The sequence below is a fragment of the Pseudonocardia kunmingensis genome (assembly GCF_006716445.1).
Lineage (GTDB): Bacteria > Actinomycetota > Actinomycetes > Mycobacteriales > Pseudonocardiaceae > Pseudonocardia > Pseudonocardia kunmingensis.
In genome coordinates this window covers 56,235-70,443 of the sequence record NZ_VFPA01000009.1, presented here as the reverse complement: position 1 = coordinate 70,443, position 14,209 = coordinate 56,235, and the positions used below count along the sequence as shown (strand labels likewise).

Genomic DNA, 14,209 nt, shown 5'->3' with positions numbered 1-14,209 from the left:
CCCGATGCTGAGGTACACCTTCACCCGCCTCGCCCAGCTGGCGCTGATGCTGTTCATCGGCTCCGTCGTGATCTTCCTCGTCATCCAGAACTCACCGGGGGACCCCGCCTACATCCGCCTCGGGCTCGACGCCACCCCGGAACAGGTGGCGATCGAGCGCGAGCGACTCGGACTGGACCGCCCGCTGCCCGAGCAGTACCTGGTCTGGCTGTCCGAGGCCCTCCGGCTCAACTTGGGCACCTCGTTCGCCACCAGCCAGCCGGTCACCGAGGTCATCGCCGGTGCGCTGGGCTACACCGCGCGGCTGGCCGCGGTGGCCGCGCTGCTCGCCCTCGTCGTCGGCGCCGCGCTGGGCATCGTCGCGGCGCTGCGCAACGGTGGACGGGTCGACGTGGCGATCTCCGCGTTCGCCGCGATGTCGCTGTCCGTCCCGAGCTTCGCCCTGGGCGCCATCCTCATCCTGGTGGTGTCCGTCGAGCTGGGACTGCTCCCCCCGGCCGGTGCCGGGCTCGCCGGGCAGTCCGCCTGGGAGGCGCTGCAGTTCATCCTGCTGCCCGCCCTGGCGCTGGCCATCCCCGTATCGGCGGTGCTCACCCGCTTCATCCGCGTCGCGCTGGGCGAGACGATGTCCCAGGACTACATCGTCACCGCCCGGTCGAAGGGACTGCGGCGCTCGACGATCGTGGTCCAGCACGGCCTTCGCAACGCGCTGATCCCGACCGTCACCATCGCCGGTATCCAGCTCGGCGGCCTGCTGGCCGGGGCCGTCGTGGTGGAGACCGTGTTCTCCTACCCCGGCCTGGGCCGGCTGACGATCCAGGCGATCCGGGGTGTCGACTACCCCGTCGTGCAGGGAGCGCTGCTGCTCGCGGCCGCCATCTTCCTGATACTGACGTTCCTCGTGGACATCGCCTACGGGCTGATCGATCCGCGGGTCCGGGTCGGGGGTCGATGATGGCCGCCATCGAGGCACTCGACGCGTCGATCCCGCTCGCGAAGCGCACCCGCGCCCCGCTCGACCGGCGGCTGATCGTCGGCGGGACAGGTCTCGCCGTCATCGTCCTCGCCGCGCTGTTCGCCCCCCTGCTCGCGCCGTTCGACCCCATCGTGCAGCACCTCGACAGCCGGCTGCAGGGCCCGTCGGGCACCTTCCTGCTCGGCACCGACAACCTCGGTCGCGACACCCTGAGCCGGCTGTTGTACGGGCTTCGACCCTCGCTGGTCTCCGGGCTGGCCGCGGTGGCCATCGCCGCGGTCGTCGGCACGTCGCTGGGCCTGCTCGCCGGCTACTTCGGCCGATGGCTCGACGCCGTGCTGTCCCGGATGCTCGACCTGCTGATCGCCTGGCCCATGATCTTCCTCGCGCTCGCACTGGTCCTGCTGCTCGGACCGGGACCGTTCGGGGTCGTGCTCGCCATCGCCCTCGCCGAGGTGCCGATCTTCGCGCGGGTGATGCGGGCGATCACCCTGTCCAGCGTCCGCGGGGAACACGTCGAGGCGGCACGGTCGATGGGGGCGTCCGGGGTGCGCATCATGCGGCGTCACATCTTCCCGTTCGCCGTGTCCCCGCTGCTGGTCCAGTTCGCCATCGCCGCGCCGCTCGCGGTCGTCGCCGAGGCGTCGCTGAGCTATCTCGGCCTCGGAACCCAGCCCCCGACGCCGTCGCTCGGCTCGATCCTGTCCGACGCCGAGCTCTACCTGTCCCAGTCCTACTCGGCGGCGGTCTTCCCGGTGCTGACGATCGCGCTGCTCGTGCTGTGCCTGACCCTGATCGCCGACGGCCTGCAGAAGATGCTCGACCCCCGTGGAGGAAACCTGTGAGCACCGCCCTGCTGGAGGTCGAGGGCCTTCGGGTGTCCTTCGGCTCCGCCGACTCCGAACGCGTCGCCGTCGACGGCGTGTCGCTCACCGTCCGCACCGGACAGACGGTGGCACTGGTCGGGGAGTCGGGCTCGGGCAAGAGCCTGACCTCACTGGCCGTCCTCAAGCTCACCCCGCCCGGCTCCCACGCATCGGCGACCGTTCTCCGGCTGGCCGGCGACGACCTCACCGGGCTCACCGAGGACCAGATGAGCAGCATCCGCGGCCGCCGGATCGCGATGGTGTTCCAGAACCCCATGTCGGCTCTGAACCCGGTGCTGACCATCGGGCACCAGATCACCGAGGTGCTCCGTCGCCACCACGGTATGCGGGGCTGCGCGGCCCGCGACCGCGCCGTCGAGATGCTCGAGCTCGTCGAGATGCCCGACCCGCACCGCCGCGTCCACCAGTACCCGCACGAGCTCTCCGGCGGGATGCGGCAACGCGCCATGATCGCGGTCGCGCTGACGGCTGGCCCCGACCTGCTGATCGCCGACGAACCCACCACCGCCCTCGACGTCACGCTGCAGGCCCAGGTCATGGACCTGCTGCAGCGACTGCAGGCCGAACTGGGGATGGCCGTGCTGCTCATCTCCCACGACCTCGGGGTCGTCGCCGAGGCGGCCGACGAGGTCAACGTCATGTACGCCGGGCGGGTCGTCGAGCGCGCCGATGCGCGAAACCTGTTCCGCAACCCCGCGCACCCCTACACACAGGCCCTGCTGCAGACCGTGCGGGACCTGGAGTCGCCCGACACCGTCGACCTCGCCCCGATCCCGGGCGCACCCCCGCAGCTCGGCCAACTCCCTCCGGGCTGCTCGTTCGCACCGCGCTGCCCGCTGGTGCACGACCGGTGCCACGACGACAAGCCGGTACTGCGCACCGTCGGACCGGAACACGAGGCCGCCTGCCACCTCGCCGACCCCTCCACCCGCGGCACCGTCGATGACGGGAAAGTGCTCCGATGACCTGCACGACCGACCGGCCACTGCTCGACGTCGTCGACCTCGCAGTGAGCTTCAAGGTCGCCCGGGCCCCCGGAGCGTGGAAGCGCTCCGTGGTGCGTGCGGTCGACGGCGTGTCGCTGCGGATCGACCCCGGCGAAACGCTAGGCCTGGTCGGCGAGTCCGGCTCGGGCAAGAGCACCACCGGCCGCGCCGTCCTGCAGCTCGTACCCCTCGACGCCGGCTCCATCCACCTCGAAGGGACCGACCTGACCGGCGCTGCAGGCCGCGAGCTGCTCCGCAAACGCGCGCAGATGGTGTTCCAGGACCCGTTCGGCAGCCTCAACGCCCGAATGAAGGTCGGCGAGATCATCCGGGAACCCCTGGAGATCCACCGCATCGGCGACCGCGCGAGCCGCCGACGGCGGGTCACCGAGCTCCTGGACCTCGTTGGGCTGCCCGCCGACTCCCTCACCCGCTACCCGCACGAGTTCTCAGGCGGCCAGCGCCAACGGATCGGGATCGCCAGGGCCCTGGCGGTCGAGCCCGCCCTCGTGGTCTGCGACGAACCGGTCGCCGCGCTGGACGTCAGCGTCCAGGCCCAGATCCTGCGGCTGCTCAAGGACCTCCAACGCGAGATGGGCGTGGCCTACCTGTTCATCGCCCACGACCTCAACGTCGTGCGGCACGTGTCCCGGCGCACCGCGGTCATGTACCTCGGCAAGATCGTCGAGGAGGGTCCGAGCGGCACCGTCTTCACCACCCCCCGCCACCCCTACACACAAGCCCTGACCTCGGCGATCCCGGTGCCCGACCCGGACGCACCCCGCCGCCGCCGGATCCTGACCGGCGAGATCCCCAGCCCGACCGACCCACCGTCCGGTTGCCGGTTCCGGACCCGCTGCCCATTCGCGCAGGACCGCTGCGCGACCGAGGAACCCCGCCTGGAGCCGGCCGGTGACGGGGTCTCCGTCGCCTGCCACTTCTGGCGCGAGATCGACCCATCAATGATCGAAGAAGTGAGGACCACCCCGTGAAGAGCCGCTTGCTGACATCCGTCCAGCAGGGTCGCCCGGTCGTCGGGATCAGCCACGTGATCCAGGACGAATCCGTCACCGAGACGCTGCGTGACGTCGCGCTCGACTTCCTGTTCATCGACTTCCAGCACATCGCCATCACCATCGAGACACTGCAGCGCACCCTGATCGCGCTCCAGCCCACCGAGCTGTCCGTACTGGTCCGCCCGCCGTCCAACGACACGGTCGCGATCGGCCAGATCCTCGACGCCGGCGCCGACGGCGTGATCGTGCCCATGGTCAACACCGCCGACGACGCCATCCGGGCCGTCGCCGCGGTGCGCTACCCCCCGGAAGGCAACCGGAGCTGGGGACCGCGCCGGGCCCAACGCATCCACGGCGGGCCCGAGCAGTACGCCCGGCACGCCAACGACAACGTCGTTGTGATCATCCAGGTAGAGACGGAGGAGGCGGTCAAGAACCTCGACGACATCCTGGCCGTGCCCGGACTCAGCGGCGTCATGGTCGGCCCGGCCGACCTCGCCATCTCGATGGGCCACCTGCACGACCGGACCAACCCCCGGGTGCGCGACACCATGCAGAGCGTGATGGACCGCTGCCGGCAGCGCGGCGTGCCCTTCGGGTACTTCGCCGCCAGCGCCGAGGACGGCGCGTACTGGATCGAACGCGGCGGGCTGATCGTCACCTGCTCCTCCGACACTGCATTCGTCGCCCAGGGAGTCACACAGATCTCCGACCAGCTCGCAGCGGCGCGGGCGCGATAGCCAGTCGCCCGGTCAGCCCCGGACAGCACGACTCCATGGAGGTCTCGTGCTGACCGCGGCCCCACACGCGACGAAGGCCGAGATCGCCGCGACGGCCGGGGTGGAGATCGCCTCGCTGTACCGACGGTCCCCCGCAAGGACGCGCGATCCCCGACGCCTCGCTCCCGTCCGGAGTACGGCAGGAGCCGTTCCACCTCTACTCGATGCGCCAGGCCATCGAGGAGCGCTTCATCCTCGACGTGCTGGCGAACTACGTCACCTACTCCACGTTGTGCCGACGTCGGCACAACGTCGGTTATGCCGTATGCCGACCTCGGTGAGAACGTCCTGCTCCACGGGAGCGAACGGGCGCGAGACGTCGGCATAATCAGAGGGCTTCGAGGAAGGCCATGATCGCGCCCGGGGCCCAGTAGCGGCCCGGTGTCGTGCTCGGCGGGGGTGCTCCCGCGACTCGCTAGGCCGTGTCCTGTAAGTCCGTGCGCAGCCACAACACGGTGGCCGCGATGATGATCTCTGATCGGTAGTAGGCCACGCGCTTCGCGTAGCGGGTGGCGAGGGCGCGGAACTGTTTGAGCCGGTTGAAGCAGCGCTCGACCACGTTGCGACTGGCGTAAAGGGCCTGGTCGAACGTGGGTGGGCGACCGCCCCGCGAGCCCTTCGCGCGTCGGCGCTGGATCTGATCGCTGCGCTCGGGGCTGGTGAACGCGATCCCGCGCCGGCGCAGCGCCGCTCGGGTCGAGGGGTGGGAGTAGGCCTTGTCGGCCAGCACCCGGTCGGGCCGTTTGCGGGGTCGGCCGGGCCCGTCCCGGCCGACCGAGACCTGGTCGAGCAGCGGGAGCAGTTGCGGGTTGTCCCCGGCCTGACCCGGAGTCAGGATCACCGACATCGGCAGGCCGCGTCCGTCGACGGCGAGGTGGACCTTGCTGGTCAGCCCGCCGCGGGATCGTCCGAGGGCTTCTCCGTCGACGGCGAGGGCTTCGACCCACTCGGTGCTGCAGCCCCCTTTTTCCGGGCCCCGGCGGAGTGCTGGTGGGCCCGGACGTTGCTGGAGTCGATGCTGACGGTCCACTCCACGTTCCCGACGGAGTCGTCTTTGACGATCACGTCGTCGAGGATGCGTTCCCACGTGCCATCCGCGGTCCAGACCCGCAGGCGCTCGTGCGCGGTCTTCCAGGGCCCGTAGCGGTCGGGCAGGTCCCGCCAGGGGGCCCCGGTGCGCAGTTTCCACAGGATCGCGTTGATCACCTGGCGGTGATCGCGCCACCGGCGACCCCGCCCTGCGACCGGTGGCAGCAACGGCTCGATCCGCGCCCAGGCCTTGTCCGTCAGCTCACCACGTCCTACCACCAGCTCACCACGCCCTACCACCCAAGCATGATCACCGATCGCAGGTCAGGACCCTTACAGGACACGCCCTGATATGTAGGCCGTTCTGTCAAGGGGGCAGGGTGAAGCGGTGCCCAGGACCGTCGTCGTGGGCACCGCTTCAGTTGTCCGGAACAGCGTGGTGGCGGCGAGCGTGTCGGCGTTCGACGCGTTGTCAGTCTGATATGCGCGGGTTGGATACCGCAGGACGGACTGTTCGGCGCGAGCAGGTTTCCGCGGTCTAGCAGCGAGCGTCACCGGTCTTCTGCTCCCCGGCGACGGGTTGGCAGGAGAGGGTTGCTCATAGGGCGTTCGCGGGTCCCGCTCACAGGCGCAGCCGTCGCCATCGGTGCTGCTCCGGACGATCGTGGGGACCGCTGGTCAGTCGTCGATGACGGCGAGCGACCAGCACCAGCCGGCGAGCTCGCGGGCGATCGCGGTGTTCGCCACGACCGGGAGCTTGTGGCGGGCGTCGAACCGGGCCCAGCGGGCGTGCAGGCGCCGGTTGGCCCGCTCACCCCGGTCCCGTGCCGCGGCCCCGGCCTTGTCCTGGCGGCGCCGCAGGACCACGCTGGGCCGGCTCGGACGCCGGTGATGCCAAGCGGCCTCGATCAACAACCGTCGGGCGTGAGCGTTGCCGGTCTTGGTGATCGATCCCTGCGAGCGTGACGCCCCCGAGGAGGACTCGGTCGGGACCAGCCCGAGGTAGGCGCCGATCGACCGGCCGGTCAACCGCTGCCAGTCCCCGATCTCGACCGCGAGCCCGAACGCGGTCAGCGTCGACACCCCGCGCAGGCAGCCCAACCGAGTCACGACCGGGGTGAACTCACTCTCGGTGGCCATCTCAGCGATCGCGGTGTCGAGCCGGTCCCGACGGGCCACCGTGGCCGGCATCGTGTCGTAGGCGATGTCGAATGCCAGCCCCAGGCCGGGCTGGTCGAACACCGGCTGCCGGCGACGGGCCCGCAGCCATAGGTCATGGTTCACCGTCCAGGGCTTCCCGCCGTAGTAGACGATCCCCTGGCGCAGCAGCAGCTTCGACAGCCGATGCCGGGCCGACATCAGATCACACCGGACATCTTCGCGAGCCCGCACCAGATCCCGGGCGGCCTCCTGTTCCACGCTCGGCACCGCGATCGAGACGATCTCCTCGAGATGTAGAAGCCGGGCCAGATGCCGGGCATCGCGCTTGTCGGTCTTGACCCGGTCTCCGGACGGGCGTTGCAGCCGCGAGGGCGCCGCCACCCGGCACCGGACTCCCCGCCCTGTCAAGAACCGGGCCAACCCGAACCCGGTCGGACCCGCCTCGTAGACCACCTCGACCGGACCGGGCAGCGCCTGCAGCCAGCCCAGGAGTTCGGCGTGGTCCGGGGTCAACCGGCGCTCGGACAGCTCCCCCGTCACCCCGTCCAGGCCACACGCCACCACCGATCGTGCGTGCACATCCAGCCCGACACTCGTACGCTTCCGGTCCACTGGGGCCTCCCACATCTTGTGGCTCTACCGGCCAGGACCCGCTCCTGCCCGGCAACCCACGTTCACATGTGGCGAGGCCCCAGCCCGGACCTCCATACCGTCTAGTAGCCCAGGGCGATGTCGGCGGCCGAGAGGTGCGGGTCCGAGCAGCGCAGCAGGTACTTCCCGTCCAGGTTCCCCTCGGCCGTGATCTTGGTCTTGTCGACGCGCAGCAGCCCGCCGGGGGTCACCCGCAGGTAGCGGTTGAGGCCGGGCTTGGTCGAGATCCGCCCGCGCAGCTCCCCGCGTCTCATCGCCGGGAGCCTGTCGGTGCCAGCCGGCCAGTCGGCGCTGTTCGCCACCCACCGGTTCCACGCGGTGTTCACCGACAACCCCGAGCCGATGCTCACCGCGGAGGCACCCACCGCGACCACGCCATCGTCGAGCAGGTCATCGCGGACCTGAAGAACTCCGCCCTCGCCCACCTGCCCTCCGGGCGGTTCACCGCGAACGCGGCCTGGCCGGCCTACGCGACCATCGCCTTCAACCTCACCCGCGCCGCTGGCGCGCTCGCCGGCACCCTGCACGCCCGCGCCCGCACCGGGACCCTGCGCGACCGGCTCATCGGCGTCCCGGCCCGGCTCGCCCGCTCCGCCGGACGGCTCGTGCTGCACCTACCTCGGCGATGGCCCTGGGGAGCCGGGCTCGATGCGCTGCTGCGCATCGCCTTGCACGACCCCCTCCCGGCCGCACCCTGACCACCGGCCCGAGGGCCACGACCGGAGAACCTGCAGTGGAACAGCCGGACAGACCGGCGAACCGACCACGCCCACCGCGCCACACACCCCGACCAAGATCAGCCAGCCCATGAGCCCGGCCTATCCGGTGGATCCAGGCTGAACGATCCGGGGCGGGCATATGGGCCGTCCGTGCGGTGCTTACGAAGGTGTCGGTTCGCCGGCCGGTTCGGCCGAGGCAGAACCAGCGGCGCCCCAGGTGAGGGCGGGCGGGGGCACCGGACCGGTGTCCCTACCCAAGGTGTGGCTCGTACCTGCGCCACCCGCGGAGACCGTCACCCGCAGCACGCCGCCGATCCGGGCGAGGTCGAGCTCGATGGTGTCGCCGTCCTGCAACGGGCCGACGCCGGCGGGGGTGCCCGTGGTGAGGATGTCGCCCGGCTCGAGGGTGGTGACCCAGGAGGCGTAGGAGACAAGCCGGGCCACGTCCCAGATGAGATCTGCGGTGTTTGCTCGCTGCCGCAGGTTACCTGTGACCCAGCACCGCAGGTCCACGTCGACCGGTGGGCCGAACTCGTCCGCCGTGACGAGCCACGGTCCCATGGGGGTGAAGGTCTCGAACGACTTGCGGGTCGACCGGTCCTCCCCGCCGCGCATCGTGATGTCGAGCAGCCCGGTATAGCCGAAGACGTAGGAGAGCGCGTCCTCGGGTGACACGGCACGTGCTTGCCGTCCGATGACGCAGGCCAGCTCGCCCTCCTGGTCGAATCGCCGGTCGGTGTAGGGCAACTGCACCGTGCCCTGCGGGCGGAGCAGCGACGAGGGCGCCTTGAGGAAGAAGCCCAACGAGCTGACGTGGGACGCCTGGCTCATCTCCGACTGGTGGTCGCGGTAGTTGACCGGCGCTGCGATGACCTTGGTCGGGTCGGGCACCGGGGCCTCCAGTCTGACCTCGGCCAGCGGCCGCCGCGGCCCCGTCGCCGAGGAGAGGTCCAGCTCGCCCCAGTTCGTGATCAGGCGGCGCATCGCGCTCGTGCCGGTCCCGAGGGGCTCGACCAGTGAGGTGACGTCGAGGACATGATCGTCCTGGACGACCCCGATGCGATCTTCGTCGAACGTGGCCAGGCGCACGGTGGGGCCTCTCGTTAGTGGTTCGGGTCGGGGGTGCCGCCGTCAGCCTGCGACGGTCCCCGTCACGTGCTGGTGCTCCGGCAGCGTCTCGGTGCGTCCGAGCCCCGCCGCTTCGACCATCGGCCCGTCGGACAGCAGGAAGAGGTCGGCGTTCTCGGTCGCCTCGTGGTCGACCGCCGCCCACGAGGGGACGACGAAGACGTCCCCGGCCGCCCATGGGAACCGCACCCCGCCGATGACCGACGCACCGGATCCGCTGTGGACCACCCACAGACCGCCGCCGACGGTTCGGGTGGTGGGCGTGCGGTGCCCGGCCAGCACCCGGTGCATCTCGCTGCGCAGCGTCGGCATGATGTCGCCGCCGGTGGCGGGGTCGACGTACCTGGCGGCGGCCCAGCCCGCCGCGCCCGCGTCCAGCATCGAGGTGAGCGCCGCGTCGGTGGCCGCCCAGCGGTAGGTCAACAGCGGCGAGTGCCGGCCGGAGGCCGGGTGCTGCACCGCGCGGACGTGGCCCACCGGCTGCATACCGGCCATGCCGAACCGGTGCTCGGACCGCGATGTCCGGACCTGCGCGTAGTCGGTCGGCTCGTCGGGGCCCTCCTCGAAGAAGACGGCGTCGAGGTTGCGCACGAGCGGCAGGTCGAGGCCGTCGAACCAGATCATGGGGGTGTTACCGGGGTTGTGGTGCTCGTGCCAGTTGTAGCTGGGCGTGAGCACCAGGTCGCCTGGCTCCATGAGGACCGGGTCACCGTCGACGAGGGTCCACACCCCGGTGCCTTCGAGGACGAAGCGCAGCGCCGCCGGGCTGTGCCGGTGCGCGGGGGCCAGTTCACCGGCGTTGAGGTACTGGATCGCGCCCCACAGAGTGTGGGTCGCGAACGGCTCCCCTCGCAGGTCCGGGTGCGCGAGCGCGAGGACCCGCCGGTCGCCACCGCGGTCGATCCCGACCAGGTCGCCCGACCGTTCGGCGAGCGCCCGCAACGTCTTCCACCGCCAGATGTGTGGCGACAGCCCGTTCGGCATTCGGGGGAGCAGACCCTTCTGCAGCCACAGCGGTTGCAGGTCGGCATCCGCCATGTCCCCGTACAGCTCGTCCAGGCCGGGGTCCTCCGTGTTCCGGAACCGCTGGGTGACCATCAACTCCGCCTTCTCGTCAACGTTGGAGCACCGCCCGGAACGGCGGCGCAGGCTGGTCGTGGGCCACGAAGGCCGCGGTGACCTCGTCGGGTTCGAACTCATGGCTGACGACGGCCGACGGCCGGACCGTCCCGTCGGTCACGAGCCGGACGGCGTCGGCGTAGCGGCCCGGCGCCCCGCGGAGCCCGACGACGGTCAGCTCCCGCAGCAGCACCTGGGACGACGGCAGCATCCCCGGCGACCTGCCGAGGACCACGATCGCCGCGCCCGCCGCGGCGACCTCCATCGCGAGTGTGCCGCCGGCCTCGGTGGCCGAGGTCTCGACGACCATCTCCGCGGGCCCGGCGGCGCGGGCGTCCGCCACGGCGACCGGGGTCAACCCGAGCCGTTCGGCCACCGCCCGCCGCGACCGCTGCGGCTCCACCACCCGCACGTCCCATCCCCGCTCACGCAGTACGACGCCGGCGAGCACCCCCAGCGGCCCGCCGCCGATCATCACCGCGGTCTGCGGGATCAGCCCCCAGTGCGGCGCCTCATCGGCGATCCGCAGGCCAATCGCCACCGGCTCGAGCACCGTCGCGTCCACATCGTCGACCGACGCCGGCAGCGGGACCACCCGGGACGCGGGCATCGCCACATGTTCGGCCAGGAGACCGTCGACCGTCAGCCCGAGGTAGCCGCCGCGCGGGCAGATCCCGTTGCGGTACCGGTCGCATGCCGCGCACGAGCCGCAGGAGTCGACGGGGTCGACGACGACCCGCCGGCCGAGCAGCGCCCGGTCCACCCGGTCTCCCACGGCGGTCACCCAGGCGACCCCGTCGTGGGTCAGGACCACCGGGAGCGTGTCGGTCCGGCCCCGCCAGACGTGCACGTCGGTACCGCAGATGCCGACCGCGGCCGGTGCGAGGAGCACCTCGTCCGGGCCGACCTGCGGCACCGGGCGCTGCTGGACCTGCAAGGTCCGTGCAGCCACCAGCGCCACGACCTCGCCGCCGGTGCGGACCCGGGCACCCCGGTCGGGCACGGGAGTCGCCTGGTGGGTCACCTCGCTCATCCCGGTCACGGCGCGAGCGAGATGGCGTCGGTGGGGCACCCGTCCATCGCCCGGTCCACGGCCCCGCGGGCCCCGGGGCCGATCTCCGGTTCCAGTGCGTAGGCGAGGTGTCGGTCGTCGTCGAGGTCGAAGAGCCCGGGAGCGACCAGGACGCAGTTTCCGAAACCGCAGCATTTGTCCTGGTCGACCATCAGCTGGAGCCTGCTCACGAACCCTGCTCGCGCGGCGCTGCTGCTTCGTCGGCGACCATTCGTTCGACGATCCGACGCGCGCGCAAGGGGCCTGCGTCGACCTTCATGTTGAGCTCGACCGGGTAGCTGGGCTCGTAGGACCCGATGATCTCCTCGATCGCCTCACACGCGTCGACGTCCTGCGAGAACACGGTCTTGCCGCCGTGGGTCCACAGGTCGGAGACCTCCTGGTCGTCGACCTCGTAGTCGCGGGCGACGAACCAGAAGTAGTGCGTGCTCGTCCGGCGCTCGGGGGTGACCGCGTGGATCGCCTTGTGCTGACGGAGCCCGTCGTCACCATCGGCGTCGACCGGCTGCGCCGACACATGGGTGACGTGGAAGGCGGGTGCGGTGAACTCCGCGACCTGCGTGCGGTCGATGAGGCCCGACAGTTTCATCACCTTGGTGAAGAACGGCGGCGAGTCGATCCCGTTCATCACCCGGCTGACGCGCACCGAGTTCTCGTCGAACTCCGACGTGACCGGCACTTCGGCGAGCTTGTCGGTCCCAATCGACTCGGGATGTAGGAAGGTCAGGTGCGAGAGGTCCAGCAGATTCTCGTTGAGCAGCTGCGCGCGAGCCTTCATGGGGAGGATTCCGCCGACGGTCACCCATTCCGGATCGCTCATCCATCGGTGGTCGGGGATCAGCGACTCGTCGGCATCCTCAGGGTCGCCCATCCAGATCCAGATCGCGCCGCCGCTCTCCACCAGCGGGTAGCGGTGCACCCGGCAGGCCGGGGGCACGTGGTCCTGCGACGGGATGCGCAGGGCGCGACCGTCGTCGCCGTAGAGGATGCCGTGGTAGCCGCACTCCAGCGCGTCCTCCCTCAACCGGCCCTTCGACAGCGGCATCTGTCGGTGGATGCAGCGGTCCACCATCGCGACGGGTGCGCCGTCGAGCTTCCGATAGAAGCAGATCGGGTCGTCGAGGATCCATCGGGAGAACAGCTCGCGCGTGATCTCCTCGCTGCGTGCGGCGACGTACCACTGGCTACGGGGAAACTCGGTGGGGTACACGGGGCTCCTTCGCGGTGGGTGATGGCATGGCGATGAGGGGGCTACGGGACCGTGCTCGACGCGATCCCGAGTTCGTCGACCACGATGTTCTGCAGGGTCCCGTCCACGTCCTGGGTCTCCAGCATGTAAAACGGCTGAGCGGGGCTCTGGCCGTCCAGCGTGAAGGCGCCGCGCGGGCTGTCGATCTCGCCGACCTCACCGAACGCCTCGGCCAGCACCGGTCCCGAGGCGTCGCCACCGCTGCTCGCGAGCGCGAGGTCGATTAGCTGTGCGGCATCCCAGGACTGCACCGAGTAGACACTCGGCAGCCGCGAGGTCTTGGCCTCGTACGCCGCGACGAAAGCCCCGTTGGCCTCGTTGTCCAGCTGCGGTGTGTAGTGCAGGACCGTGGTGACGCCCACGGCCGGGGGGCCGATGGCCGAGAGCACGTCGGAGCTCGTCAGTGAGCCGAAGCCGTACAGCGGGATGGTCTCGTCCAGACCGAACTCCTTGTACTGCTGCACGAACCGGACCGACTCCGCACCGGCGAAGAACGCGTACGTCGCCTTCGCCCCGGAGTTCGCGATCGCCGTGAGGTACGGCTGGTAGTCCTGCGTCGTGCCGAAGGGCGTGTACACCTCGCCGGCCAGGCTGCCGCCGGCCTCGGTGTAGCCCCGCACGAAACCGCCGACGTGCTCACGGCCACCGGCATAGTCGGCCCCGATCGCGTAGACGCCGTCGCCGACGGCGGCCTGGATCCACGGGCCGGCCGCCGCGTCACCCTGCGAGTTGTGGAACGAAGTGCGCCAGACATACGGGGAACCGCTCGGACCGGTCAGGGCGTCGGCACCCGCGTTGGAGATGACCAGGGGGACCTCCTCCTCGTTGAACAGGCTCGTCACCGCGATGGCCGTCGCGCTGTTGACGGCCCCGGCGACGACGTCCACATCCTCCTGGACCACCAGCCGCTGCGCGGCGGGAAGTCCGGTCGCGGGATCGCCTCCCTCGTCGGCGATGACGACCTCCACATCACGACCGCCGAGCTGTCCGCCGTTCTCCTCGATGTAGAGCTCGAAAGCGGCCAGCATGTCCGCGCCGACGGGGGCATAGACCCCGGAGGTGGGCAGCAGCAGGCCGACCCGGACGGGCCCACCGGTCTCGGGGGCTGCGTCCCCCTGGGCCTCCCCCAGGCTGGAACCGGCGCAGGAGGACAACGCGAGCGCGACCGAGGCGGTCAGAGCAACGAGTGGAATACGGCGGAACCCGGGGCGGGTACGGGGGCTCGGTCCGAGCACAGCGACTCCTGACGTAGAACTCGACGCCGCGAGCGCGGCCGGTGCTACGTAGGATGTTAGGTCGGACACAGCCGCGTACGGAATACGAGCTGCGATAGTTCCGTCTTGAGGAACAGTCAGCGGAGCGTTCTTCTCCTTCGGAGATCGGTCGGTCCTCGCGCGATCAGACGGATGGCCCCCGCGCCATCCATCAGACAGTTCC

At 70.6% G+C, this 14,209-nt stretch carries 12 protein-coding genes and 3 pseudogenes; 6 read left to right on the top strand and 9 right to left on the bottom strand.

The window, feature by feature from the left end; all coding sequences use genetic code 11:
• Nucleotides 1-4 precede the first annotated feature (4 nt).
• The 5 genes from FB558_RS42205 to FB558_RS42185 are packed head-to-tail and all read left to right on the top strand — an operon-like array spanning nucleotide 5 to nucleotide 4,605.
• Complete coding sequence (locus tag FB558_RS42205; protein ID WP_142065269.1) at nucleotides 5-955, top strand: ABC transporter permease; 951 nt, start codon at nucleotides 5-7, stop codon at nucleotides 953-955.
• Complete coding sequence (locus FB558_RS42200; RefSeq protein ID WP_142065267.1) at nucleotides 952-1,821, top strand: ABC transporter permease; 870 nt, start codon at nucleotides 952-954, stop codon at nucleotides 1,819-1,821. The genes FB558_RS42205 and FB558_RS42200 overlap by 4 nt, the downstream gene beginning before the upstream one ends.
• On the top strand, nucleotides 1,818-2,828 hold the full coding sequence (locus FB558_RS42195; RefSeq protein ID WP_142065265.1) for an ABC transporter ATP-binding protein: 1,011 nt from the start codon (nucleotides 1,818-1,820) through the stop codon (nucleotides 2,826-2,828). Before FB558_RS42200 ends, FB558_RS42195 begins: the two co-directional genes overlap by 4 nt.
• The gene (locus FB558_RS42190; RefSeq protein WP_142065263.1) at nucleotides 2,825-3,841 is read left to right on the top strand and encodes an ABC transporter ATP-binding protein; all 1,017 of its coding nucleotides are present in this window, start codon (nucleotides 2,825-2,827) and stop codon (nucleotides 3,839-3,841) included. Before FB558_RS42195 ends, FB558_RS42190 begins: the two co-directional genes overlap by 4 nt.
• On the top strand, nucleotides 3,838-4,605 hold the full coding sequence (locus FB558_RS42185) for an HpcH/HpaI aldolase family protein (protein WP_170231822.1): 768 nt from the start codon (nucleotides 3,838-3,840) through the stop codon (nucleotides 4,603-4,605). The genes FB558_RS42190 and FB558_RS42185 overlap by 4 nt, the downstream gene beginning before the upstream one ends.
• A gap of 454 nt (nucleotides 4,606-5,059) precedes the next feature.
• On the opposite strand, the pseudogene FB558_RS42180 reads toward FB558_RS42185, so the two are convergent.
• The 3 genes and pseudogenes from FB558_RS42180 to FB558_RS42170 all read right to left on the bottom strand — a co-directional run.
• A pseudogene (locus FB558_RS42180) lies at nucleotides 5,060-5,952 on the bottom strand (IS5 family transposase).
• 399 nt (nucleotides 5,953-6,351) lie between these two features.
• The gene (locus FB558_RS42175; protein WP_142065259.1) at nucleotides 6,352-7,461 is read right to left on the bottom strand and encodes an IS110 family RNA-guided transposase; all 1,110 of its coding nucleotides are present in this window, start codon (nucleotides 7,459-7,461) and stop codon (nucleotides 6,352-6,354) included.
• A gap of 89 nt (nucleotides 7,462-7,550) precedes the next feature.
• A pseudogene (locus FB558_RS42170) lies at nucleotides 7,551-7,763 on the bottom strand (IS1634 family transposase); the annotation flags it as partial.
• A 4-nt stretch (nucleotides 7,764-7,767) separates the two neighbouring features.
• On the opposite strand from FB558_RS42170, the pseudogene FB558_RS42165 reads away from it, so the two are divergent.
• Nucleotides 7,768-8,183 (top strand): annotated as a pseudogene (locus FB558_RS42165) (transposase); the annotation flags it as partial.
• Between the two features lie 180 nt (nucleotides 8,184-8,363).
• Here the strand turns inward: FB558_RS42165 and FB558_RS42160 are convergent.
• The 6 genes from FB558_RS42160 to FB558_RS42135 are packed head-to-tail and all read right to left on the bottom strand — an operon-like array spanning nucleotide 8,364 to nucleotide 14,007.
• Nucleotides 8,364-9,293 (bottom strand): fumarylacetoacetate hydrolase family protein, encoded by a 930-nt coding sequence (locus FB558_RS42160; protein ID WP_142065257.1) that lies wholly within the window; start codon nucleotides 9,291-9,293, stop codon nucleotides 8,364-8,366.
• Between the two features lie 42 nt (nucleotides 9,294-9,335).
• Complete coding sequence (locus FB558_RS42155; RefSeq protein ID WP_142065255.1) at nucleotides 9,336-10,430, bottom strand: cupin domain-containing protein; 1,095 nt, start codon at nucleotides 10,428-10,430, stop codon at nucleotides 9,336-9,338.
• 16 nt (nucleotides 10,431-10,446) lie between these two features.
• Entirely contained in the window at nucleotides 10,447-11,484 is a 1,038-nt protein-coding gene (locus FB558_RS42150; protein WP_142065253.1) for a zinc-dependent alcohol dehydrogenase, read from the bottom strand.
• Between the two features lie 5 nt (nucleotides 11,485-11,489).
• Nucleotides 11,490-11,693 (bottom strand): ferredoxin, encoded by a 204-nt coding sequence (locus FB558_RS42145; RefSeq protein WP_142065251.1) that lies wholly within the window; start codon nucleotides 11,691-11,693, stop codon nucleotides 11,490-11,492.
• Nucleotides 11,690-12,733 (bottom strand): aromatic ring-hydroxylating oxygenase subunit alpha, encoded by a 1,044-nt coding sequence (locus FB558_RS42140; RefSeq protein ID WP_142065249.1) that lies wholly within the window; start codon nucleotides 12,731-12,733, stop codon nucleotides 11,690-11,692. Before FB558_RS42140 ends, FB558_RS42145 begins: the two co-directional genes overlap by 4 nt.
• A 41-nt stretch (nucleotides 12,734-12,774) precedes the next feature.
• Complete coding sequence (locus FB558_RS42135) at nucleotides 12,775-14,007, bottom strand: ABC transporter substrate-binding protein (protein WP_170231821.1); 1,233 nt, start codon at nucleotides 14,005-14,007, stop codon at nucleotides 12,775-12,777.
• Nucleotides 14,008-14,209: the final 202 nt, after the last annotated feature.

Coding starts and splice junctions, on each gene's coding strand:
- FB558_RS42200 (WP_142065267.1), top strand. CDS start 952: ATGATGGCCGCCATCGAGGCACTCGACGCGTCGATCCCGCTCGCGAAG.
- FB558_RS42150 (WP_142065253.1), bottom strand. CDS start 11,484: ATGAGCGAGGTGACCCACCAGGCGACTCCCGTGCCCGACCGGGGTGCC.
- FB558_RS42155 (WP_142065255.1), bottom strand. CDS start 10,430: ATGGTCACCCAGCGGTTCCGGAACACGGAGGACCCCGGCCTGGACGAG.
- FB558_RS42190 (WP_142065263.1), top strand. CDS start 2,825: ATGACCTGCACGACCGACCGGCCACTGCTCGACGTCGTCGACCTCGCA.
- FB558_RS42205 (WP_142065269.1), top strand. CDS start 5: ATGCTGAGGTACACCTTCACCCGCCTCGCCCAGCTGGCGCTGATGCTG.
- FB558_RS42175 (WP_142065259.1), bottom strand. CDS start 7,461: ATGTGGGAGGCCCCAGTGGACCGGAAGCGTACGAGTGTCGGGCTGGAT.